The sequence below is a fragment of the Enterobacter sp. CGMCC 5087 genome, assembly GCF_003144775.1.
GTDB classification, from domain to species: domain Bacteria; phylum Pseudomonadota; class Gammaproteobacteria; order Enterobacterales; family Enterobacteriaceae; genus Enterobacter; species Enterobacter cloacae_M.
This window is the reverse complement of the sequence record NZ_QFXN01000231.1, coordinates 1-22398: the sequence shown is the minus strand read 5'-3', so window position 1 is coordinate 22398 and position 22398 is coordinate 1. Positions and strand designations below refer to the sequence as shown.

General features: G+C 55.1%; 26 protein-coding genes. 18 read left to right on the top strand and 8 right to left on the bottom strand.

Going from position 1 to position 22398, the window contains the following annotated elements:
- A partial coding sequence (gene tsgA / locus DEO48_RS20425) for an MFS transporter TsgA (protein WP_109846138.1) occupies nt 1-890 on the bottom strand: 890 nt, incomplete at its 3' end.
- A gap of 279 nt (nt 891-1169) precedes the next feature.
- Between tsgA and ppiA the strand changes: the two genes are divergently transcribed.
- The 4 genes from ppiA to DEO48_RS20405 all read left to right on the top strand — a co-directional run bounded on the left by ppiA (nt 1170) and on the right by DEO48_RS20405 (nt 4335).
- Nucleotides 1170-1742, top strand: coding sequence for a peptidylprolyl isomerase A (ppiA, locus tag DEO48_RS20420; RefSeq protein ID WP_014885514.1), 573 nt, complete (start codon nt 1170-1172; stop codon nt 1740-1742).
- 106 nt (nt 1743-1848) lie between these two features.
- Nucleotides 1849-2433 (top strand): putative adenosine monophosphate-protein transferase Fic, encoded by a 585-nt coding sequence (locus tag DEO48_RS20415; protein ID WP_109846137.1) that lies wholly within the window; start codon nt 1849-1851, stop codon nt 2431-2433.
- Nucleotides 2434-2463: 30 nt separating this feature from the next.
- The gene (gene pabA, locus DEO48_RS20410) at nt 2464-3027 is read left to right on the top strand and encodes an aminodeoxychorismate synthase component 2 (RefSeq protein ID WP_109846136.1); all 564 of its coding nucleotides are present in this window, start codon (nt 2464-2466) and stop codon (nt 3025-3027) included.
- An 87-nt stretch (nt 3028-3114) separates the two neighbouring features.
- Entirely contained in the window at nt 3115-4335 is a 1221-nt protein-coding gene (locus tag DEO48_RS20405) for an aspartate aminotransferase family protein (RefSeq protein WP_181367035.1), read from the top strand.
- Here the strand turns inward: DEO48_RS20405 and DEO48_RS20400 are convergent.
- Both DEO48_RS20400 and crp read right to left on the bottom strand, forming a co-directional pair.
- Nucleotides 4332-6419 carry a YccS/YhfK family putative transporter gene (locus tag DEO48_RS20400; protein WP_109846134.1) on the bottom strand — a complete coding sequence of 696 codons (2088 nt, stop codon included), beginning with the start codon at nt 6417-6419 and terminating at the stop codon, nt 4332-4334. The two genes, DEO48_RS20405 and DEO48_RS20400, sit on opposite strands and share 4 nt — an antisense overlap.
- 57 nt (nt 6420-6476) lie before the next feature.
- Nucleotides 6477-7109 carry a cAMP-activated global transcriptional regulator CRP gene (gene crp / locus DEO48_RS20395; protein WP_000242758.1) on the bottom strand — a complete coding sequence of 211 codons (633 nt, stop codon included), beginning with the start codon at nt 7107-7109 and terminating at the stop codon, nt 6477-6479.
- Between the two features lie 311 nt (nt 7110-7420).
- Here crp and DEO48_RS20390 point away from each other — a divergent pair, with 311 nt between their 5' ends.
- The gene (locus tag DEO48_RS20390) at nt 7421-7825 is read left to right on the top strand and encodes an OsmC family protein (protein WP_008503018.1); all 405 of its coding nucleotides are present in this window, start codon (nt 7421-7423) and stop codon (nt 7823-7825) included.
- A 66-nt stretch (nt 7826-7891) separates the two neighbouring features.
- Here the strand turns inward: DEO48_RS20390 and DEO48_RS20385 are convergent, their stop codons facing one another.
- The 4 genes from DEO48_RS20385 to DEO48_RS20370 all read right to left on the bottom strand — a co-directional run bounded on the left by DEO48_RS20385 (nt 7892) and on the right by DEO48_RS20370 (nt 12046).
- Nucleotides 7892-8761: a phosphoribulokinase gene (locus DEO48_RS20385; RefSeq protein ID WP_023309465.1), complete on the bottom strand. Its 870-nt coding sequence runs from the start codon at nt 8759-8761 to the stop codon at nt 7892-7894.
- Nucleotides 8762-8791: 30 nt separating this feature from the next.
- Nucleotides 8792-9010: a YheU family protein gene (locus tag DEO48_RS20380; protein WP_008503016.1), complete on the bottom strand. Its 219-nt coding sequence runs from the start codon at nt 9008-9010 to the stop codon at nt 8792-8794.
- Nucleotides 9007-10029 carry a hydrolase gene (locus tag DEO48_RS20375; RefSeq protein WP_109846133.1) on the bottom strand — a complete coding sequence of 341 codons (1023 nt, stop codon included), beginning with the start codon at nt 10027-10029 and terminating at the stop codon, nt 9007-9009. Before DEO48_RS20375 ends, DEO48_RS20380 begins: the two co-directional genes overlap by 4 nt.
- A 112-nt stretch (nt 10030-10141) precedes the next feature.
- Nucleotides 10142-12046, bottom strand: coding sequence for an ABC transporter ATP-binding protein (locus tag DEO48_RS20370; protein WP_109846132.1), 1905 nt, complete (start codon nt 12044-12046; stop codon nt 10142-10144).
- Nucleotides 12047-12181: 135 nt separating this feature from the next.
- Between DEO48_RS20370 and kefG the strand changes: the two genes are divergently transcribed.
- The 4 genes from kefG to slyD all read left to right on the top strand — a co-directional run bounded on the left by kefG (nt 12182) and on the right by slyD (nt 15440).
- Nucleotides 12182-12736 carry a glutathione-regulated potassium-efflux system ancillary protein KefG gene (gene kefG, locus DEO48_RS20360; protein ID WP_021242220.1) on the top strand — a complete coding sequence of 185 codons (555 nt, stop codon included), beginning with the start codon at nt 12182-12184 and terminating at the stop codon, nt 12734-12736.
- Nucleotides 12736-14541, top strand: coding sequence for a glutathione-regulated potassium-efflux system protein KefB (gene kefB, locus DEO48_RS20355; RefSeq protein ID WP_023309462.1), 1806 nt, complete (start codon nt 12736-12738; stop codon nt 14539-14541). Before kefG ends, kefB begins: the two co-directional genes overlap by 1 nt.
- Before the next feature lie 13 nt (nt 14542-14554).
- A complete protein-coding gene (locus tag DEO48_RS20350; RefSeq protein ID WP_010436300.1) occupies nt 14555-14755 on the top strand; it encodes a YheV family putative zinc ribbon protein in 201 nt (66 codons plus the stop codon).
- A 94-nt stretch (nt 14756-14849) separates the two neighbouring features.
- Nucleotides 14850-15440: a peptidylprolyl isomerase gene (gene slyD, locus DEO48_RS20345; RefSeq protein ID WP_014833521.1), complete on the top strand. Its 591-nt coding sequence runs from the start codon at nt 14850-14852 to the stop codon at nt 15438-15440.
- 197 nt (nt 15441-15637) lie between these two features.
- Here slyD and DEO48_RS20340 read toward each other — a convergent pair whose 3' ends face one another.
- Nucleotides 15638-15856 (bottom strand): protein SlyX, encoded by a 219-nt coding sequence (locus DEO48_RS20340; protein WP_023309461.1) that lies wholly within the window; start codon nt 15854-15856, stop codon nt 15638-15640.
- A 238-nt stretch (nt 15857-16094) separates the two neighbouring features.
- Here DEO48_RS20340 and fkpA point away from each other — a divergent pair, with 238 nt between their 5' ends.
- The 9 genes from fkpA to DEO48_RS20295 form a co-directional block, all read left to right on the top strand.
- The gene (fkpA, locus tag DEO48_RS20335; RefSeq protein ID WP_109846131.1) at nt 16095-16913 is read left to right on the top strand and encodes an FKBP-type peptidyl-prolyl cis-trans isomerase; all 819 of its coding nucleotides are present in this window, start codon (nt 16095-16097) and stop codon (nt 16911-16913) included.
- 166 nt (nt 16914-17079) lie between these two features.
- Nucleotides 17080-17802, top strand: coding sequence for a transcriptional regulator (locus DEO48_RS20330; protein ID WP_014171909.1), 723 nt, complete (start codon nt 17080-17082; stop codon nt 17800-17802).
- Nucleotides 17802-18188, top strand: coding sequence for a sulfurtransferase complex subunit TusD (gene tusD / locus DEO48_RS20325; RefSeq protein WP_033146792.1), 387 nt, complete (start codon nt 17802-17804; stop codon nt 18186-18188). Before DEO48_RS20330 ends, tusD begins: the two co-directional genes overlap by 1 nt.
- Nucleotides 18188-18547: a sulfurtransferase complex subunit TusC gene (gene tusC / locus DEO48_RS20320; RefSeq protein WP_109846130.1), complete on the top strand. Its 360-nt coding sequence runs from the start codon at nt 18188-18190 to the stop codon at nt 18545-18547. The genes tusD and tusC overlap by 1 nt, the downstream gene beginning before the upstream one ends.
- Nucleotides 18548-18554: 7 nt before the next feature.
- A complete protein-coding gene (gene tusB / locus DEO48_RS20315) occupies nt 18555-18842 on the top strand; it encodes a sulfurtransferase complex subunit TusB (protein WP_024907951.1) in 288 nt (95 codons plus the stop codon).
- Between the two features lie 124 nt (nt 18843-18966).
- Entirely contained in the window at nt 18967-19341 is a 375-nt protein-coding gene (rpsL, locus tag DEO48_RS20310; protein ID WP_000246815.1) for a 30S ribosomal protein S12, read from the top strand.
- Between the two features lie 96 nt (nt 19342-19437).
- Entirely contained in the window at nt 19438-19908 is a 471-nt protein-coding gene (gene rpsG / locus DEO48_RS20305) for a 30S ribosomal protein S7 (protein WP_004106370.1), read from the top strand.
- A gap of 96 nt (nt 19909-20004) precedes the next feature.
- Nucleotides 20005-22119: an elongation factor G gene (fusA, locus tag DEO48_RS20300; protein WP_033146789.1), complete on the top strand. Its 2115-nt coding sequence runs from the start codon at nt 20005-20007 to the stop codon at nt 22117-22119.
- Between the two features lie 69 nt (nt 22120-22188).
- On the top strand, nt 22189-22398 hold a 210-nt coding region (locus DEO48_RS20295), incomplete at its 3' end, for a GTP-binding protein (protein WP_019704641.1).

Here is a 22398-nt window from a genome sequence, read left to right as displayed (position 1 = left end):
GGCATATGCTCCGGTGAACCGTTGATGAACAGGTACATCAGCACGGTCGCCAGCCCCGCCAGCACGGTCAGAATGCGCTGCAGGTCGAAGAAGCGCAGGATGAAGCTAAACGCCCACATGCCGAACATGTAAGACATCCAGAAATCGCTCACCAGTTTACCCGCATCGTTCAGGCTCATGCCCAGACCTTTGGCGTACTCCGGTACCCAGGAGATAAAGCCCAGCTGGCCCAGGATGTAGCACAGCGCGGCGATGGAGAGGAACAGCACGCCGATGCCCCACTTTTCTTTCGCAACGGGCTCGGCGGTGGTTTGCGCTTTCTTGCCCAGCACCGGGAACTCGCAGCCGAAGGTGAGAATAAAGATCGCCACGTAGACCAGGCCGATGCAGGCATAGACCCAGTACCACTCGATGCTGCGCGCCAGCAGAACCGCCGCGACCATCGGGAAAATCATTCCGGCCATGCTGAAGAAAGAGTCGGTAAACAGCAGGCGCGCGCCGCGCTGGCGGCCTTCATACATGTGGGTAATCAGGAACGTACCGATCGACATGGTGATCCCGCTCACCAGACCGAGCACGAACATCGCGGCGGAGAACAACGCGATGCTGTGGCTCAGCATCAGGCCCGCCACGGCGGCGACCATCAGCACAAAGCCAAAACGCAGCTGGGTTTTCAGCGGGACGATTTCCATCAGCCAGGCATTCAGGAAGATAGAGATCAGGATCCCCGCGTTGAGGAAGGTGAAGGTGTTACTCATGCTGGAAACGGGCAGCTGGAAGTAGTCTGCGATATTCCCCATCACCATCCCGGTGACGATCACCAACGCGCCGGTCAGGGCGTAGGAGAAGAAGCTGATCCATGTGAGCTTGATGCGATTGCTGTTAGTCATGTCTGGCCTGTTCAGAAAAAGAAAAGCGCCCAGGAGGGCGCTGAGAGCGGGCAGATTTTAGACATTAAAGTGATCTATTCATATCTTTTAAGAGAAATTAGAACTTCATTGCATGTTTTTGTGTGATCTAGATCACACAAAATGGCGCCAAAGCCAACCGTTTGCGCGGTTACAACTGTTTCAATTTCGTAAAATTAGGTAAAAGGCTGGTCTCCGTTCATACTGCTCTTTAGAATCAAGCCATTCGCTTTTTATACTGCGCTTTGTTAAGGAATTCTCATGCTCAAATCAACACTGGCGGCTGTCGCAGCTGTGTTTGCTCTTTCTGCCGTTTCCCCTGCTGCGCTGGCAGCAAAAGGGGACCCTCACGTTCTGCTGACCACCTCCGCCGGGAATATTGAGCTGGAACTGAATAGCCAGAAAGCTCCGGTTTCTGTGAAAAACTTCCTCGACTATGTGAACAGCGGTTTCTATAACAACACCACTTTCCACCGCGTGATCCCGGGCTTCATGATTCAGGGCGGCGGCTTCAACGAGCAGATGCAGCAGAAACAGCCGAACCCGCCAATCAAAAACGAAGCGGATAACGGCCTGCTGAACAAGCGCGGCACGATCTCTATGGCGCGTACCGCGGACAAAGACAGCGCGACCAGCCAGTTCTTCCTCAACGTGGCGGATAATGCCTTCCTCGACCACGGTCAGCGCGACTTCGGCTATGCCGTTTTCGGTAAAATTGTGAAAGGGATGGACGTGGCCGACAAGATTTCTCAGGTGCCTACTCACGACGTCGGTCCGTACCAGAATGTGCCGTCAAAACCGGTGGTTATCCTCTCCGCAAAAGTTCTGCCGTAATTCTTCTGAACGCGGGCTTCTCCTGCCCGCATTCTGTAACCCTCCCTGCGAAAGCGCGTTTTGCTGCTTATACTTGTGGCAAACGGACTATTCAGGGAGGCGTTAAGTGAAAAAGCTCACCGACAAGCAAAAATCCCGTCTCTGGGAACAGCAGCGTAACGTCAATTTACAGGCCAGTTGTCTCCTTGAAAAAGGTAATGGTCCCTCAGAGCCCCATATTGAGACGCTGGAGCTTGGGCCTTCCGCGCCCGGGTTGCCCCATCTGTGCCTTATTCATCGTCATTTGTACCGCAGCGAGATGAAGCGGGCTGGTGAGTTCCGCACTGACGATATTTTTAAGGGTGACATTCCGTTCTGCCATTTCGAATACATTGAGAAGATGGGCAACGAGCTGATGGCGGCGCTGGAAGGCGAAAAGTATCTTGTGGGTCTTGATAAAGCGGCGTTTGTTAACAGAGTTAGCCACTATTACTGCGAAATCAACATGCTGCATCCGTTTATGCGCGGCAACGGTATTGCCCAACGCGTTTTCTTCGAGCAGCTGGCGCTCCACGCGGGCTACTCGCTGGACTGGCGCGATATCGATCCCGACCAGTGGGTGGCGGCTAACCGAAGCGGCGCAACGGGAGATTTAACCGCGCTAAACGCTATCTTTGCCAAAGTAGTGAGCGAAGCGCGGGAATCTGAGTAGAATAGGGCGGCATTTTTTTCGGGAGCCGCCATGATTCTGCTGATTGATAACTACGATTCCTTCACCTGGAACCTTTACCAGTATTTTTGTGAATTGGGCGCAGAGGTGGTTGTCCGCCGTAACGACGAGATCGGACTGGCCGATATCGGGATGCTGGCTCCGCAGAAAATCGTGATTTCTCCTGGGCCGTGTACGCCGTCGGAATCGGGTATTTCTTTGGATGTTATTCAGCACTATGCCGGCAAGCTGCCGATCCTGGGCGTCTGTCTGGGCCATCAGGCGATTGCCCAGGTGTTTGGTGCCACCATCGTGCGCGCCGCCAAAGTGATGCATGGTAAAACCTCTCCGGTCACCCACGCCGGCACCGGGGTATTCACGGGGCTCAATAACCCGTTAACCGTGACGCGCTACCATTCCCTGGTGATTGACCCGTCGACCCTGCCCGACTGCTTTGAGGTGACCGCCTGGAGCGATACGCAGGAGATCATGGGGATTTGTCACCGCGAATGGGACCTCGAAGGCGTGCAGTTCCACCCGGAAAGCATCCTCAGCGAGCAGGGGCACGCGCTGCTGGCAAATTTCCTCAATCGCTGAATATCTGTTGCCTTGCTGTGATTTTTTATGCATATTTTGTGATTATATTTTCACAATAACTGTGACATAAAAATGGATGGTCATGACATGGCAACTGAACAACCAGCAATAACCCGCGCGACATTCGATGAAGTGATCCTGCCGATTTATGCACCGGCTGAGTTTATCCCGGTGAAGGGAAAGGGCAGCCGCGTCTGGGATCAGCAGGGGAAAGAGTATGTGGATTTCGCGGGCGGTATTGCGGTCACGGCGCTGGGCCATTGCCATCCCGCGCTGGTTGAGGCGCTGAAAACCCAGGGCGAAACCCTGTGGCACACCAGCAACGTGTTCACCAACGAACCGGCGCTGCGCCTGGGCCGCAAAATCATTGATGCGACCTTTGCCGAGCGCGTGCTGTTTATGAACTCCGGCACCGAAGCCAACGAAACGGCCTTTAAGCTGGCGCGCTACTACGCGACAACGCGCTACAGCCCGTACAAAACCAAAATCATCGCCTTCCATAATGCCTTCCACGGACGCTCCTTCTTTACCGTCTCCGTTGGCGGCCAGCCGAAGTATTCCGACGGGTTTGGCCCTAAACCGGCCGACATCGTCCACGTACCGTTTAACGATCTACACGCGGTGAAAGCGGTCATGGACGACCACACCTGCGCGGTGGTGGTCGAGCCTATCCAGGGTGAAGGCGGCGTGACGGCGGCAACTCCGGAATTCCTGAAAGGGCTGCGCGCGCTGTGCGACGAGCATCAGGCGCTGCTGGTCTTTGATGAAGTGCAGTGCGGGATGGGGCGTACCGGCGATCTGTTCGCTTATATGCACTACGGTGTTACGCCGGACATCCTGACCAGCGCCAAAGCGCTCGGCGGTGGTTTCCCGGTGAGTGCGGTACTGACGACGCAGGAGATCGCCTCCGCGTTCCACGTCGGCTCTCACGGCTCTACCTACGGCGGTAACCCGCTGGCGACCGCCGTGGCGGGCGCCGCATTCGACATTATCAACACGCCGGAGGTGTTGAACGCCGTGAGCGCGAAGCGCGAGCTGTTCGTAAAACACCTGCAAAAGATTGATGAACAGTACGACGTGTTCAGCGAAATCCGTGGGATGGGGCTGTTGATTGGCGCCGAGCTGAAGCCGCAGTACAAAGGTCGCGCGCGCGACTTCCTGCACGCCGCCGCGCACGAAGGGGTGATGGTACTCAATGCCGGGCCGGACGTGATGCGCTTTGCGCCGTCGCTGGTGGTAGAAGATAAAGACATCGAAGAGGGGTTAACCCGCTTTGCCTCGGCGGTCGCGAAGATCGTTAAAGGCTAATACTCGGTTCGCTTTAACCGGCGCGTTAACCAAATGCCGTGATGCGGACGCTGACGCCATGCCACCGACGAAATGGTGTGCATGGTGTTCAGATGCCCCAGAACGCGCTGCAAATGCTGCTCCAGGGTGCTCATTGGCCCGTGGGTTAACGTCTCCGGCGCTTCCAGAATATTTGAGTCGCCCGACTCGCCCGGCGCGTCATACTCCAGACGCTGCTGACACCTCTGCAACGCAATTTCACACGACTGCAAATAGCGCTGCGCCAGATCCGGCGTCAGCATCGTGTGCTCGCGCGCCAGCGTGGTCATAGCGTTAATGTGCTCGACGATAAACTGGCTGTGCGTCACCCAGAGCTTCATATCTGCCAGATAGTGCGAGTTAAAGCCCGGCTCCTGCATCGCCTGGTTGAGCGAGTTAAACAGGGCGTTGTGCGCCTGGTTGACCTTCATCCGCTGCCAGGCCAGCGGCGTCGGTTGAGGATTGTCGCTGAGGATTAGCCTGATGGCCTCCTGATCCGCTTCCAGCGCGTCGTGGGCGTTCTGCCTCAGCAGCCCGCTCTGCCACTGCGGCCACAGCCAGACCATGCCGCCGAAGGCAATCAGGCAGCCGATCAGGGTATCAATCAGCCTGGCGACAATAAACTGTTCGCCATTGAGCGTGAGCAGCTGCAGGGTATATACCGCCGTCACCGTAAAGCCCACCATCGCCCAGCCGTAGTTTTTGCGGATAATCAGATAACTCACCAGCGTAATCGCCAGCATCCCTGCCAGGGTATAGCCTTCCGGCACGTGGAAGTGCAGCGTTACGCCCGCAATGATCAGCCCGGCCATCGTTCCGCCAGCCCGATGCAGAATACGCACCCGCGTGGCGCCGTAGCCGTTCTGGGTGACAAACAGCACGGTCATTAAGATCCAGTACGGTTTCGGCAGGTGCAGCGCCATGCCCATCAGGCTGGCGGTACTGAGCATCACGCTGATCCTTGCGGCGTTGCGCAGGGCGGACGATTTAAGAGAAAGATAGCTTTTGAGCGCGGGCAATAACGGCAGCCGTTTCTGCTTATCCGCCATCAGGTCGCGGGAATAAAGCGGGCGCTGCGTGCGCAACACGCGGGCAATGCGGCTGAAGTGCCAGGCGGCAAACTGGCCGACCGGGTTATCGGGATGCTGACGGGCGATTTTCTCCAGCGCGCCCAGCTGCTTGTCCATGTTAAAGCGCGTCGGGTAGCGGTGGTAGAGAATATCATCGGCCAGCACTCGCAGACGTGCGGACACAGTTTGTGCGTTCCAGCGGATCACCGCTTCGGCGTGGCTGCGCTCGACCAGCTTTTGCACCTCCTGCGGGTGGTGAAGGCTTACGGAGATGTGCTCCTGCAGATCCAGCCCGACCTGGAAGGTGCGCAGCAGCCGTTTGTATTCGTGGTTCTTGTTGGCGGCGAGCATATGCAGCTGCTGATAGCACTGGCTTATGAGATCCACCACCTTCTGCTGGCGCGTCAGCAGCGGCGGTAAGGATTTTTCCGGGTCGGTATGCTGGGTGAGCAGGGTATATTTGGCCTCGCAGTAATCCGCAAGCTGCACATAGAGCAGGCTCAGGGATTCACGCAGAGGCTGCTCCCGCCACAGCCAGAACCAAAACCAGTTAAACAGCCCGTACCATAATGTCCCCAGGGCGTAGATCAGCAGCGGCTCCCACACCGGCATGTTCCCGGCGAGGCTCAGCGTGAAAATGGCCGCAATCAGCGAGGCGGGAAGCAGGCGGGCGTGCAGCGAACTGATTTCCGCCGTGACGCCGAGGGTCATCGCCAGCACGGTCAGGATCAGCGGCAGCGGGATATCACGAGCCAGTAACAGCTGTACGGCGAGGCTACAGCCGGCAAACAGGCAGCCACCAACGATCAGGCGTTTGAAAAAGCGCTTATGCGGCGTGTCCAGACCGGCGATGTTGCAGCAGGCGGGCACGAGAGAAAACAGCAGGCCTTGCTGAAGATGTCCGAGGATCAGGCCTATGGCCACAGGAAGACACAACACCAGCGTTTGTCGCAGTGCGTAGTTAACTTCCGGGTGATAGATCAGCCTGCGCCACATGGGGAATAGAGACAAAAACGGCGTGACACCTTGCGATGGCACGCCGTTTAAGCGGAATTAACGCGTTCCGTAGACCACGATGGTTTTACCGTGGGCGGAGATCAGGTTTTGATCTTCCAGCATTTTCAGGATGCGGCCCACTGTTTCACGGGAGCAACCGACGATCTGACCAATTTCCTGACGGGTAATTTTAATTTGCATGCCGTCCGGGTGGGTCATGGCGTCTGGCTGTTTCGCCAGGTTCAGCAGGGTTTGTGCGATACGGCCGGTAACGTCCAGGAAGGCGAGGTTACCCACTTTCTCTGACGTGACCTGCAGACGGCGCGCCATCTGGGAAGAAAGACGCATCAGGATGTCAGGGTTAACCTGAATCAGCTGACGGAACTTCTTGTAAGAAATTTCAGCCACTTCACATGCTGTCTTTGCACGAACCCAGGCGCTACGTTCCTGGCCCTCTTCAAACAGGCCCAGTTCACCGATGAAATCGCCCTGGTTCAGATAAGAAAGGATCATCTCTTTCCCTTCTTCATCTTTGATCAGCACTGCCACCGAGCCTTTAACGATGTAATACAACGTTTCCGCTTTTTCACCCTGGTGAATCAGCGTGCTCTTTGATGGGTACTTATGAATGTGGCAATGAGACAAGAACCATTCGAGAGTCGGGTCTGTTTGCGGTTTGCCAAGCACCATGCGCTGTTATCCTCTGTTATAAGCTGTCACCAGAGTCATCAGATGCATCCGGACTCTGGGGTTGCAATCGAATTCTTACCCATACCCTGGGAAGTCGGCTACCGTAACGTTTCGCAGCCAGTAAAGTTTGATGTCCTCTGCATACATGTGTAACGTCAATGTATTACTGTAGCATCCAGAGTGTTTTAGCATAGCTTTCGCCGCGTGTCTCCTGGTGTCTCGCTTCAGCATGATGCAGGTCGCCTTCCATTGCGAGAAATGTAACGCACGCGTAATCTGTCACCAAAAATGCAACGTTGGAGTTTAAGAATATGCAAGCGCGCGTGAAATGGGTTGAAGGTTTAACGTTCCTGGGCGAGTCCGCGTCAGGGCACCAGATTTTGATGGACGGTAACTCCGGCGATAAAGCACCCAGCCCAATGGAAATGGTGCTGATGGCGGCAGGGGGTTGCAGCGCCATTGACGTGGTGTCTATTCTACAAAAAGGGCGTCATGACGTGACGGATTGTGAGGTTAAACTCACGTCAGAACGTCGCGAAGAGGCGCCACGCCTGTTCACCCATATTAACCTGCACTTTGTGGTCACCGGTAAAGAGCTGAAAGACGCGGCGGTCTCACGTGCGGTGGACCTGTCTGCGGAGAAGTACTGCTCAGTGGCGTTAATGCTGGAGAAAGCGGTAAAAATCACGCATTCGTATGAAGTGATCGAGGCGTGATTGTTGGGGCATCGTGCGTGTTGATGCCCTCACCCTAACCCTCTCCCACAGGGAGAGGGAACATGCTCACGCGATCTGCTTCCCTTCCATCAGTCGCTCCACCAGCGGCGTCATGATGAGCTCCATCGCCAGCCCCATTTTTCCGCCCGGCACGACTAACGTATTCATGTGCGAAATAAACGAGCCCTGCAGCATTGCCAGCAGCCACGGGTAATCAATGCCTTCGAGATTGCGGAAATGGATCACCACAAAGCTCTCATCCAGCGACGGGATGCTTTTGGCCGCGAACGGGTTGGAGGTGTCCACCGTCGGCACGCGCTGAAAGTTGATATGGGTGCGGGAGAACTGCGGCGTCAGGAAGTTAATGTAATCCTCCATGGAGCGCACCACGGAGTCCATCACCGCCTCTCGCGAATGGCCGCGCTCGCTCATGTCGCGCGTCAGCTTCTGGATCCACTCCAGGTTAACGATAGGGACCACGCCGACCAGCAGATCCACGTGGCGCGCCACGTCGTGTTGAGGGGTGACCACGCCACCGTGCAATCCTTCGTAAAACAGGACGTCGGTGGGTTCCGGCAGCGGCTGCCATGGGGTAAAGGTTCCCGGCACCTGATTCCAGGGTACGGCTTCATCATAGGTGTGCAGATACTTACGGGACTGCCCTTTGCCGCTCTTACCGTACTCTATAAAGGTTTGTTCCAGCAGGCCGAAGTCATTGGCTTCCGGGCCGAAGTAGCTGATGTGTTTACCCGAATCGCGCGCCTTACGAATGGCCATGTCCATCTCCGGACGCGTGTAGCGGTGAAAGCTGTCGCCTTCGACCTCCGCCGCACGGAGATTCAGCTGGGCGAAAATCTTGCGAAATGCGAGGCTGGTGGTGGTGGTTCCCGCACCACTCGACCCCGTAACGGCAATAACCGGATGTCTGGCAGACATAGCAACTCCCTGACTGAAAAGGGTGGAAGATCAGCCGTGAAACGCGTTGCGGGGCATGATATTGACCGTCTCATGCAGTTCTGACCACACCAGCACCACGTCGCCGCTTTTCAGCTGGCGCTTAACATCGTTGACCTTTTGCTCAAGCGAGCGTTCCTGTTCACCATAATCGGTGCCTTCGCGTAATACAAAGCTTTCAATCAGATTATCGAGCGTTTCGGGAGCCAGATCCTGCCAGGGAATAATCATTTTGCACCGTCCAGATAAGGGGTTAGCCAGTCAGGAATACGCGCCTCAAGCCACATTTTCGGGCGGCGCAGCGTGCCGCCGATAAACCCGACGTGGCCGCCATGCTCGGTCAACTGATAGTGAACGTTGTCGGGCAGGAATTCCTGAGCGGGAATCGAGTGATGATCCATAAACGGGTCATCTTTGGCATGAATAATCAGCGTTGGCTGCGTGATCTTGCTGAGCAACGGCATGGCGCTGCACTGACGATAATAGTCAATCGCATCGGCGAAGCCGTGGATTTTCGCGGTGATCAGGTCGTCGAACTCACGGATACGACGCACCTTTTTCAGCTGGCGCAGGCTTACCGGCAGGGTATCCGGGTAGGCCTTCAGCTTACGCGCCGCGTTGGCCTTCAGAAGGTTGAGCAGGTAGCGCTGGTAGACGCGGGAAAAGCCCTTATCCATGTGGTAGCTGCACTGCTCGAGCATAAACGGCGCGGAGACAATGACGGCGGCATCCAGCGGGACGCTTTCGCCCTCTTTGGCCAGCAGACAGGCCAGCATATTGCCGCCCAACGAGTAGCCCACGGCGGCCGTTGGCACGGTGCCATAATTTTCCCGCAGCCAGTGTAAAAACCACGTCCCGTCTTCGGTTTCACCCGAGTGATAAATGCGTTTCTGACGATTCGGTTCGCCGCTGCAGCCGCGAAAATGCATCACCACGCCGAGCCAGCCGCGCGCTTTTGCCGCCTCAATTAACCCATGCGCATACGGGCTGTGCAGGCTGCCTTCCAGACCGTGGAAAACCACCAGACGCGGCTTATGGCGAGCCTGTTCAGGCGCTTCGCTCCAGGCGAGATCCAGAAAATCACCGTCCGGCAGGTCAAGCCGCTGCCAGTGCGGGGTGAACTGAACCTTGCGGCGGATCAGTCGCGGCAGCATGGTCTGCAAATGGCGATTGGCGACGCCGCGCATGGGCACGAACTCAGTGCTGTCTTCGGCTGCAATCTCGAAGTCTGATGGAATGATTTGGGTCATAAGCGCGGTGCTGATTCTTGTCGGAAATTTACGATACTTTCCGAATTGTACCCCGTTTAAGCTGGTTTTCCGAACCCGGTACGGATTCTGTTCTTCAAACGGGGTAAACAGGTCAGTCAGCCTGCAGCATCGCTTCCAGCTGTTCCTGCGCGTCGAGCCACGCCATCTCGCACTCTTCGAGACTGGATTTGGTCTTCGCCTGGGTTTGCAGGCAGTCGGTCAGCTCAGCCTTGCGGCTCTGGTCATACAGGCCGCTATCGCCAAGCTTCTCTTCAACGACAGCCAGCGTGGCGTTGAGTTTTTCCATCTCTTTTTCCAGACGGGTAATCTCTTTACGCAGCGGCTGCGTCTGGGTGCGAAGCTCCGCTTCACGACGCTTCTGGTCTTTACGCGCCTGCGCGCTGTTGGCGTTGTCTTTCGCTGACTCTTCCGGCTGGTTTTCCTGCTTCTGCACGTCCGTCAGCCACTGCTGGTAGTCTTCCAGATCGCCGTCGAACGGTTCAACTTTGCCGCCGTGCACTAAATACAGATCGTCCGTGGTGGAGCGGATCAGGTGACGGTCGTGCGAAACCACCACCAGCGCGCCTTCGAACTCAATCAGCGCTTCGGTCAGCGCCTGACGCATGTCGAGATCCAGGTGGTTGGTCGGTTCATCGAGCAGCAGCAGGTTCGGGCGCTGCCAGACGATCAGCGCCAGCACCAAACGGGCCTTTTCGCCGCCAGAGAAGCGCTCGGTGTTTTCAGTCACCTTATCGCCCTGGAAGCCGAAGCCGCCGAGATAGTCGCGCAGCTTCTGCTCCATCTCCTGCGGCGCCAGACGCGCGAGGTGCTGAATCGGCGATTCATCCGCGCGTAAAAATTCCAGCTGATGCTGGGCGAAGTAACCCAGCTTGATGCCCTTCGCCAGACCAATTTCACCGCTGACCGGGTTAAGCTCGCCCGCCAGCAGTTTGATCAGCGTCGATTTACCGGCGCCGTTACGCCCCAGCAGGCCAATGCGCGAACCCGGCACCAGGTTGAGCTTGATGGAGTCGAGAATAATGCGGTCGGCATAGCCGGCGCTGACCTTCTCCATCTTCAGCAGCGGGTTCGGCAGACTTTCCGGCTCGCGGAAGCTGAAGTGGAACGGGTTATCCACGTGCGCCGGGGCGATCATCTCCATGCGTTCCAGCATCTTAATGCGGCTCTGGGCCTGCTTGGCTTTTGAGGCTTTGGCCTTAAAGCGATCCACGAAGCTCTGCAGGTGCGCCACGCGCTGCTGCTGACTTTCGTACATGGACTGCTGCTGGGCAAGGCGCGTCGCGCGCTGGCGCTCGAAGGAGCTGTAGTTGCCGGTGTACTCGAACATCGTTTGCTGTTCGATATGAATGATTTTATCCACTACCGGGTCAAGGAAGTCGCGGTCGTGGGAGATCAGAATCAGAGTGCCCTGATAGCTCTTGAGCCACTTCTCCAGCCAAATAACCGCATCGAGATCGAGGTGGTTAGTCGGTTCATCGAGCAGCAGCAGGTCAGAGCGGCAGATCAGCGCCTGCGCCAGGTTGAGGCGCATGCGCCAGCCGCCGGAGAAGTCGCTGACCGGGCGTTCCAGCTGTTCATTGCTGAAGCCCAGGCCGTGCAGCAGGCTGGAGGCGCGGGAGCGAATGGTCCACGCGTCGATGGCGTCCAGCTTGCCGTGAACGGTGGCAATGGCGTGGCCGTCGTTGCGCTCGTTAGCGGCGTTAAGTTCCGCCTCGAGCTTACGGTATTCCCGGTCGCCGTCGATAACATAGTCGAGTGCCGGTTCGCTCAGCGCCGGCGTCTCCTGGTTTACCCAGGCGAGCTGCCAGTTCCCCGGGAAGGTAAAGTTACCGCCATCCGCGCTAATCTCGTTTTTCAGCAGTGCCAGCAGGGTGGATTTACCACAGCCGTTTTTGCCGACCAGGCCCACTTTTTGGCCCGGGTTGATGGTGGCAGTGGCGTTATCCAGCAGGACGCGCACGCCGCGACGAATTTGTAACGAGGAGAAAACAATCATAGAAGCGCCGTATGTTCCGACTATGTTAATTTGTCATTATGATAATGTAAGGTGTGGGCCATTTTCCGCACCGGGCCGCCATGGTAGCCCAAAACAACGACGATACACAAAAACAGAAACAACACCGGGAGGGGAATGATGTCTCAGACAGCAAAAGTGCTGCTGCTGTATGCCCATCCGGAATCTCAGGACTCGGTGGCAAACCGGGTGCTGCTTAAACCGGCCACACAGCTCAGCAACGTGACGGTGCACGATCTCTACGCGCACTATCCTGATTTCTTTATTGATATCCCTTACGAGCAGGAACTGCTGCGTCAGCATGACGTGATTGTGTTCCAGCATCCGCTTTATACCTACAGCTGTCCGGCGCTGCTCAAAGAGTGGCTGGACCGCGTGCTGAGCCGGGGCTTCTCCAGCGGGGTGGGGGGCAACCAGCTGGCGGGAAAGTACTGGCGTAGTGTGATCACCACCGGAGAGCCGGAAAGTGCTTATCGCCACGACGGGCTGAACCGCTATCCGATGAGCGATATTCTGCGGCCTTTCGAGCTGACGGCGGCGATGTGCCGTATGCACTGGATGAGCCCGATTATTGTCTACTGGGCCCGACGCCAGGATCCGAAAGAGCTGGCAAGCCACGCCAGAGCCTATGGTGAATGGCTGGCGTCACCCATTCCGGCAGGAGGTCGTTAATGGAAGGATCGAATTTGCTCCTCGCCGGGGTGCTGTTTTTATTTGCGGCCGTCGTCGCGGTGCCGCTTGCTGCACGGATTGGTATCGGCGCGGTGCTGGGGTATCTGCTGGCGGGGATCGCGATTGGCCCCTGGGGACTGGGATTCATCAGCGATGTAGATGAGATTCTCCATTTCTCCGAACTGGGCGTGGTGTTCCTGATGTTCATCATCGGGCTGGAACTGAATCCTTCGAAATTGTGGCAGCTCCGACGCTCTATCTTTGGCGTGGGCGCCGCGCAGGTGTTGTTCAGCGCCGCGATCCTGGGTGGCCTGTTAATGCTGACCAACTTTTCATGGCAGGCGGCGGTGATTGGCGGGATAGGCCTTGCGATGTCGTCGACAGCGATGGCGCTGCAGCTGATGCGCGACAAAGGGATGAATCGCAACGAAGCCGGTCAGCTGGGCTTTTCGGTGCTGCTGTTCCAGGATTTGGCGGTGATCCCGGCGCTGGCGCTTGTGCCGCTGCTGGCGGGGTCCGGGGACGATCACTTCGACTGGGCTAAAATCGCCATGAAGGTGCTGGCCTTCGCGGGCATGCTGATTGGCGGTCGTTTCCTGTTACGTCCCGTGTTCCGCTTTATTGCCGCGTCGGGCGTTCGCGAGGTATTTACCGCCGCGACGCTGCTGCTGGTGCTGGGATCGGCGTTGTTTATGGACGCGCTGGGGCTGTCGATGGCGCTCGGGACCTTTATCGCCGGGGTGCTGCTGGCGGAAAGTGAATACCGGCACGAGTTGGAAATTGCCATCGATCCCTTCAAAGGGCTGCTGTTAGGCCTGTTCTTTATTTCCGTGGGGATGGCGCTCAACCTCGGTGTGCTCTATACCCATCTGCTGTGGGTTGTCGTGAGCGTCGCCATACTGGTGGCGGTGAAGATGCTGGTGCTGTACGTCATGTCACGTATCTACGGGCTGCGCAGTTCGGAACGCATGCAGTTTGCCAGCGTGTTAAGCCAGGGAGGCGAGTTCGCGTTTGTGCTGTTCTCCACCGCATCCTCCCAGAAGCTGTTTAAAGACGATCAGATGGCGCTTTTGCTGGTGACGGTCACGCTGTCTATGATGACCACGCCGCTGCTGATGAAGCTGGTGGATAAACTGCTGTCGCGTCGCCTGAACCCGACGGACGATGAAGACGAAGCGCCGTGGGTGGAAGACGACAAGCCGCAGGTGATTGTGGTGGGCTTTGGCCGTTTCGGACAGGTTATCGGGCGTTTGCTGATGGCGAACAAAATGCGCATTACGGTACTGGAGCGGGATATCAGCGCGGTCAACCTGATGCGTAAATATGGCTACAAGGTTTACTACGGCGACGCGACCCAGCTCGAGCTGCTGCGCTCGGCGGGGGCGGAAGCGGCAGAGTCCATCGTGATTACCTGTAACGATCCGGAAGACACGATGAAGCTGGTGGAGCTGTGCCAGCAGCATTTCCCGCATCTGCATATTCTGGCGCGTGCGCGGGGACGTGTTGAAGCTCACGAATTGTTGCAGGCGGGTGTGAAACACTTCTCCCGTGAGACGTTCTCCAGTGCGCTGGAGCTGGGCCGTAAGGCGCTGATCTCGCTCGGCATGCATCCACATCAGGCGCAGCGCGCCCAAATGCACTTCCGCCGGCTGGATATGCGGATGTTGCGCGAGCTGATGCCGGTCCATACCGATACGGCGCAGATCTCCCGCGTGCGGGAAGCACGTCGCGAGCTGGAGGAGATCTTCCAGCGAGAGATGCAACAGGAACGACGCCAGCTCGATGGCTGGGATGAATTTGAATAAAGGGTAACGAAAGATGGCTGTACGTAAACGCTTTATCGCGGGTGCAAAATGCCCGACCTGCCAGGCGCAAGATACCCTGGCGATGTGGCGGGAAAATAATATTGATGTTGTTGAGTGTGTTAAGTGCGGTCACCAGATGCGTGAGGCCGATAAAGAGGCCCGCGATCACGTTCGCAAAGAAGAGCAAGTTATCGGGATTTTTCATCCGGACTAGCGATATGCCCTGAGTTTTTTTAAGCTAAAGGGTACACGGGTGCAGATTTCCGCTACAATCTGCGCCAGCAATTTTCCCACGCTCAGGAGATATCATGAAAGTAGCAAAAGACCTGGTGGTCAGCCTGGCCTATCAGGTACGTACAGAAGACGGTGTGTTGGTTGATGAGTCTCCGGTGAGTGCGCCGCTTGACTACCTGCATGGTCACGGTTCCCTGATTTCTGGCCTGGAAAACGCGCTGGAAGGTCATGAAGTTGGCGACAAATTTGACGTTGCTGTAGGCGCGAACGACGCTTACGGTCAGTATGACGACAATCTGGTTCAGCGCGTTCCTAAAGACGTGTTCATGGGCGTTGACGAACTGCAGGTTGGCATGCGCTTCCTGGCTGAAACTGACCAGGGTCCGGTTCCTGTTGAAATCACCGAAGTGGAAGATGACCACGTCGTGGTTGACGGTAACCACATGCTGGCTGGCCAGAACCTGAAGTTCAACGTAGAAGTTGTTGCTATCCGTGAAGCGACCGAAGAAGAGCTGGCTCATGGCCACGTTCACGGTGCACATGGTCACGACCATGACCACGATCACGGCCACGACGGCTGCTGCGGTGGTCACGGCCACGATCACGACCATGGTCACGACCACGGTAAAGGTGGTTGCGGTAACGGCGGCTGCGGCTGCCACTAATACCCGTCGTCTTTCAAGCCGCAGGTGCGTTGGCTGCGCTTTCAAACCCCTGTCACATAGTTATCTATGCTCCCGGGGATTTTCAAGCTTGCCGCCTTCCTGCGACTCGAAATCCATAGGGTATTTGGTATGTAGGCCCGGTATGCTTCGCGCCACCGAGCACAAAAAAAGCGGGATAATCCCGCTTTTTTTACGCCTCAATAATGAGGAGGTGGCGTCTCTTCTGACTGAGAGGCAATGTTTGACGGCTGCGTAGCCTTCAGCTTTTCCGTCAGCAGGCGCATATGATCCCGCAGTTTTGCCATTTCGAGCTCATGTGCGGTCACGGTCTGGTTTAGCTCTTCGATGGTGATGTCCTGAAAAGCCAGGCGGCTTTCCAGCTCAGCCATTCTCGCTTCTATTGCTGTGTCCTTCATCATTCACCTCGTTTGTTTCAGATTCGCCATAATGGCCCTGCGGCGGCGCAGTTTAACTGAGTTTATCCTTAAGTACAGTCTGCATCCCTTTGGCAGGAAACTTATTTAAACAAAAATAGTCTGAAAAGTGGCGAGAATTGGAAGTGTCTGTCTGTAGATTTCTTCCGCAACGTTTTATAGTACGTAACTCATTTACGTTTAACGCTGGGGTGAGAGTCCCCAGGCCCTGGAGATATGGATGAAATCACTGTTTAAAGTAACGCTGCTGGCGACGACGATGGCTGTTGCGCTGAACGCGCCGCTGTCATTCGCTGCTGATACTGCTGCGAAGCCTGCTGCCACTGCAGACAGCAAAGCGGCGTTCAAAAATGACGACCAGAAATCCGCCTATGCACTGGGCGCATCTCTGGGTCGCTACATGGAAAACTCTCTGAAAGAACAAGAGAAACTGGGCATCAAACTGGATAAAGCTCAGCTGATCGCGGGCGTTCAGGACGCATTTGCAGATAAGAGCAAGCTGTCTGACCAGGAAATTGAACAGACTCTGCAGGCGTTCGAAGCGCGCGTGAAGGGTGCCGCGCAGACCAAGATGGACGCGGACGCTAAAGACAACGAAGCGAAAGGCAAAGCCTACCGCGATACTTTTGCCAAAGAGAAGGGTGTGAAAACCTCTTCTACCGGCCTGGTGTACAAAGTTGAGAAAGAAGGCACCGGCGATGCGCCTAAAGACAGCGACACCGTTGTTGTGAACTACAAAGGTACGCTGATCGACGGTAAAGAGTTCGATAACTCTTACACCCGCGGTGAGCCGCTCTCCTTCCGTCTGGATGGTGTGATCCCTGGCTGGACTGAAGGCCTGAAAAACATCAAGAAAGGCGGCAAGATCAAGATGGTTATCCCACCGGATCTGGCCTATGGCAAAACCGGCGTTCCGGGTATCCCTGCCAACTCTACGCTGGTCTTTGACGTAGAGCTGCTGGATATCAAACCGGCACCGAAAGCGGATGCGAAAGCAGACGCACCGGCTGACGATAAAGCCGCTGCTACTAAGAAGTAATGTTGAAAAAAACCGCCGCCTTTCAGGCGGCGGTTTTTTTATTGTGGGGCAGATATAATTAACACTGGAAAGCCCTACGCACGCTGTATTAATTTAGTTGTCCGTGTAGATAATGAGCCTGCCCTGAAAACCTAACGACAGGCTCCTGAAAAGGAGTGTTTTTTTCATGTCCAGGTCGCTTTTAACCAACGAAACCAGTGAACTTGATTTGCTGGATCAACGTCCTTTCGATCAGACCGACTTCGATATTCTGAAATCCTACGAAGCGGTAGTGGACGGGTTAGCGATGCTCATTGGCTCCCACTGCGAAATCGTATTGCACTCCCTGCAAGATCTGAAGTGCTCCGCCATCCGCATTGCGAATGGTGAGCATACTGGCCGTAAAATTGGTTCGCCAATTACCGACCTTGCATTGCGTATGCTGCATGACATGACCGGCGCGGACAGCAGCGTCTCCAAATGCTATTTCACCCGCGCCAAAAGCGGCGTGCTGATGAAATCAGAAACCATCGCGATTCGAAACCGCGAGCATCGTGTTATTGGGCTACTGTGCATTAACATGAACCTTGATGTGCCATTCTCGCAAATCATGAGCACCTTTATTCCACCAGAAACGCCGGACGTTGGCTCCTCTGTTAACTTTGCCTCCTCTGTTGAAGATCTGGTGACGCAGACGCTTGAGTTTACGATTGAAGAGGTGAATGCCGATCGCAACGTCTCGAACAACGCCAAGAATCGTCAGATCGTGCTCAATCTTTATGAAAAAGGGATTTTTGATATTAAAGACGCTATCAACCAGGTGGCCGATCGTCTGAACATCTCCAAGCACACGGTCTACCTCTATATTCGCCAGTTCAAAAGCGGCGATTTCCAGGGACAAGACAAGTAATGCGTTTTGCGTTAATGGTGACAGGCCCGGCGTACGGCACTCAGCAGGCCAGCAGCGCGCTGCAGTTTGCGCATGCGCTACTGGCGGCCGGACATGAGCTGGCGAGCGTCTTCTTCTATCGGGAAGGGGTGTATAACGCGAATCAGTTTACGTCACCGGCGAGCGATGAGTTCGATCTGGTGCGCGCCTGGCAGGCATTAAACGAAAAGCAGGGCGTAGAACTGCACATCTGCGTGGCGGCGGCACTGCGCCGCGGCGTGACCGATGCAACCGAAGCCGCACGTCTTGGTTTATCGGGTTCTAACCTGCAGCCCGGCTTTTCGTTGAGTGGCCTGGGTGCACTGGCACAGGCGGCATTAACCTGCGACAGAGTGGTGCAATTCTGATGAAGCGCGTAGCATTTGTTTTTTCCTCCGCACCGCACGGCAATACGTCCGGCAGAGAAGGGCTGGATGCGCTGCTCGCGACCTCAGCATTGACCGAAGATATCGGTGTCTTCTTTTTGGGCGACGGCGTATTTCAGCTTCTGGCGGGGCAACAGCCTCAGGCTATTCTGGCACGTGATTACATCGCGACGTTCAAAGTATTACCGCTTTACGATATCGAAACCTTCTATGTCTGTGCCGACTCCCTGGCCGCGCGCGGTTTAAACGAGGCAACGCCTTTCGTGCTGGATGTGACAGTCCTTTCTTCTGCTGCATTGCGCGAACACCTTTCCCACTACGACACCGTTCTGACTTTCTGAGGCTGACATGCTCCATACTCTGAGCCATTCACCGTGGCAATGTGATATCGACGCGTTACTGAGTATGCTGCGCGAAGGTGATGATCTGCTGCTGATCCAGGATGGCGTGCTTGCCGCACTGGAAGGCAGTCGTTTCGTTGAAATTCTCACGAATGCCCCCATAACAGTCTCTGCGCTGAAGGACGATCTGGATGCGCGGGGTCTTTCTGGTCAAATTTCAGCCAAAATTGACGTGGTTGGCTATACTGATTTCGTCAATCTTACTGTGACGCACGCCAGTCAAATGAACTGGTGATTTGAGATCGCTGTATATTTCTTGACACCTTTTCGACGTAGCCCTAAAATTTCGCGTCCTCATATTGTATGAGGTCGTTTTATTACGTGTTTACGAAGCAAAAGCTAAAACCAGGAGCTATTTAATGGCAACAGTTAACCAGCTGGTACGCAAACCACGCGCGCGCAAAGTTGCAAAGAGCAACGTGCCTGCGCTGGAAGCCTGCCCGCAGAAACGTGGTGTATGTACTCGTGTATATACCACCACTCCTAAAAAACCAAACTCCGCACTGCGTAAAGTATGCCGTGTGCGTTTGACTAACGGTTTCGAAGTGACTTCCTACATCGGTGGTGAAGGTCACAACCTGCAGGAACACTCCGTGATCCTGATCCGTGGCGGTCGTGTTAAAGACCTTCCGGGTGTTCGTTACCACACCGTTCGTGGTGCGCTCGACTGCTCAGGTGTTAAAGACCGTAAGCAGGCTCGCTCCAAGTACGGCGTGAAGCGTCCTAAGGCTTAATGGTTCTCCGTTAAGTAAGGCCAAACTGATTTATCTTAATGTCAAACTAAACTCTTTGAGTTTTGGACAATCCTGAATTAACAACGGAGTATTCCCATGCCACGTCGTCGCGTCATTGGTCAGCGTAAAATTCTTCCAGATCCGAAATTCGGATCAGAACTGCTGGCAAAATTTGTAAATATCCTGATGGTAGATGGTAAAAAATCTACTGCAGAAGCAATCGTATACAGCGCGCTTGAGACCCTGGCTCAGCGTTCTGGTAAAAATGAACTGGAAGCTTTCGAAGTCGCTCTCGACAACGTTCGCCCAACCGTAGAAGTTAAGTCCCGCCGCGTTGGTGGTTCTACTTATCAGGTTCCAGTTGAAGTTCGTCCGGTTCGTCGTAATGCTCTGGCAATGCGTTGGATCGTTGAGGCTGCTCGTAAACGCGGTGATAAATCCATGGCTCTGCGTCTGGCGAACGAACTTTCTGATGCTGCAGACAACAAAGGTACTGCAGTTAAGAAACGTGAAGACGTTCACCGTATGGCAGAAGCCAACAAGGCGTTCGCACACTACCGTTGGTAATCTCTTCGGAGTATTAGTCACCAGGCGGGCGCTTCAGAGAAGCCGCCCGCTCTGGGTAACTTAACTGAACGCCTAAAGATATAAACGAGGAATCAAATGGCTCGTACAACACCCATCGCACGCTACCGTAACATCGGTATCAGTGCGCACATCGACGCCGGTAAAACCACTACTACCGAACGTATTCTGTTCTACACCGGTGTAAACCATAAAATCGGTGAAGTTCATGACGGCGCAGCCACCATGGACTGGATGGAACAGGAGCAGGAGCGTGGTATCACTATCACCTCCGCAGCGACTACTGCATTCTGGTCAGGTATGGCTAAGCAGTACGAACCGCATCGCGTAAACATCATCGACACCCCAGGGCACGTTGACTTCACCATCGAAGTAGAACGTTCCATGCGTGTTCTTGACGGCGCGGTAATGGTTTATTGCGCAGTTGGTGGTGTTCAGCCACAGTCTGAAACCGTATGGCGTCAGGCGAACAAATATAAAGTTCCACGCATCGCGTTCGTTAACAAAATGGACCGTATGGGTGCTAACTTCCTGAAAGTTGTTGGCCAGATCAAAACCCGTCTGGGAGCGAACCCTGTTCCGCTGCAGCTGGCAATTGGTGCTGAAGAAGGCTTCACCGGCGTTATCGACCTGGTGAAAATGAAAGCCATCAACTGGAACGATGCAGACCAGGGCGTTACCTTCGAATACGAAGATATCCCAGCTGCAATGCAGGACCTGGCTGACGAATGGCACCAGAACCTGATCGAATCCGCTGCTGAAGCTTCTGAAGAGCTGATGGAGAAATACCTGGGTGGTGAAGAACTGACTGAAGAAGAGATCAAAAAAGCTCTGCGTCAGCGCGTTCTGAACAACGAAATCATCCTGGTAACCTGTGGTTCTGCGTTCAAGAACAAAGGTGTTCAGGCGATGCTGGATGCGGTAGTTGACTACCTGCCATCCCCGGTTGACGTTCCTGCGATCAACGGCATCCTGGACGACGGTAAAGATACTCCGGCTGAGCGTCACGCAAGCGACGAAGAGCCGTTCTCTGCACTGGCGTTCAAAATTGCTACCGACCCATTCGTGGGTAACCTGACCTTCTTCCGCGTTTACTCTGGTGTGGTTAACTCCGGTGACACCATCCTGAACTCCGTGAAAGCGGCGCGTGAACGTTTTGGCCGTATCGTACAGATGCACGCTAACAAACGTGAAGAGATCAAAGAAGTTCGTGCGGGCGACATCGCTGCAGCTATCGGTCTGAAAGACGTGACCACTGGTGACACCCTGTGTGACCCGGATCACCCGATCATTCTGGAGCGTATGGAATTCCCTGAGCCGGTAATCTCCATCGCAGTTGAACCAAAAACCAAAGCTGACCAGGAAAAAATGGGTCTGGCTCTGGGCCGTCTGGCGAAAGAAGACCCATCATTCCGCGTATGGACTGATGAAGAATCTAACCAGACCATCATCGCTGGTATGGGTGAACTGCACCTGGACATCATCGTTGACCGTATGAAGCGTGAATTCAACGTTGAAGCGAACGTGGGTAAACCTCAGGTTGCTTACCGCGAAGCGATTCGCGCGAAAGTTACCGATGTTGAAGGTAAACACGCTAAGCAGTCTGGTGGTCGCGGTCAGTACGGTCACGTTGTGATCGACATGTACCCACTGGAGCCGGGCTCTAACCCGAAAGGTTACGAGTTCATCAACGACATCAAAGGTGGTGTAATTCCTGGCGAATACATCCCAGCCGTTGATAAAGGCATTCAGGAACAGCTGAAAGCGGGCCCTCTGGCTGGCTATCCGGTTGTTGACATGGGTGTTCGTCTGCACTTCGGTTCTTACCACGACGTTGACTCCTCTGAACTGGCGTTTAAACTGGCTGCGTCTATTGCCTTTAAAGAAGGCTTTAAGAAAGCAAAACCAGTTCTGCTTGAGCCAATCATGAAGGTTGAAGTAGAAACTCCTGAAGAGAACACCGGTGACGTTATCGGTGACTTGAGCCGTCGTCGCGGTATGCTGCGTGGTCAGGAATCCGAAGTAACTGGCGTTAAGATCCACGCTGAAGTTCCGCTGTCTGAAATGTTCGGATATGCAACTCAGCTGCGTTCTCTGACCAAAGGTCGTGCATCATACACCATGGAATTCCTGAAGTATGATGATGCGCCTAACAACGTTGCTCAGGCCGTTATTGAAGCCCGTGGTAAGTAATCCACAGGATTAAAACCTAAGTCCCGTGCTCTCTCCACAGGGGAGAGCACTATAGTAAGGAATATAGCCGTGTCTAAAGAAAAATTTGAACGTACAAAACCGCACGTCAACGTTGGTACTATCGGCCACGTTGACCATGGTAAAACTACCCTGACTGCTGCAATCACTACCGTTCTGGCAAAAACCTACGGTGGTTCTGCTCGTGCATTCGACCAGATCGATAACGCACCAGAAGAAAAAGCTCGTGGTATCACCATCAACACTTCCCACGTTGAATAT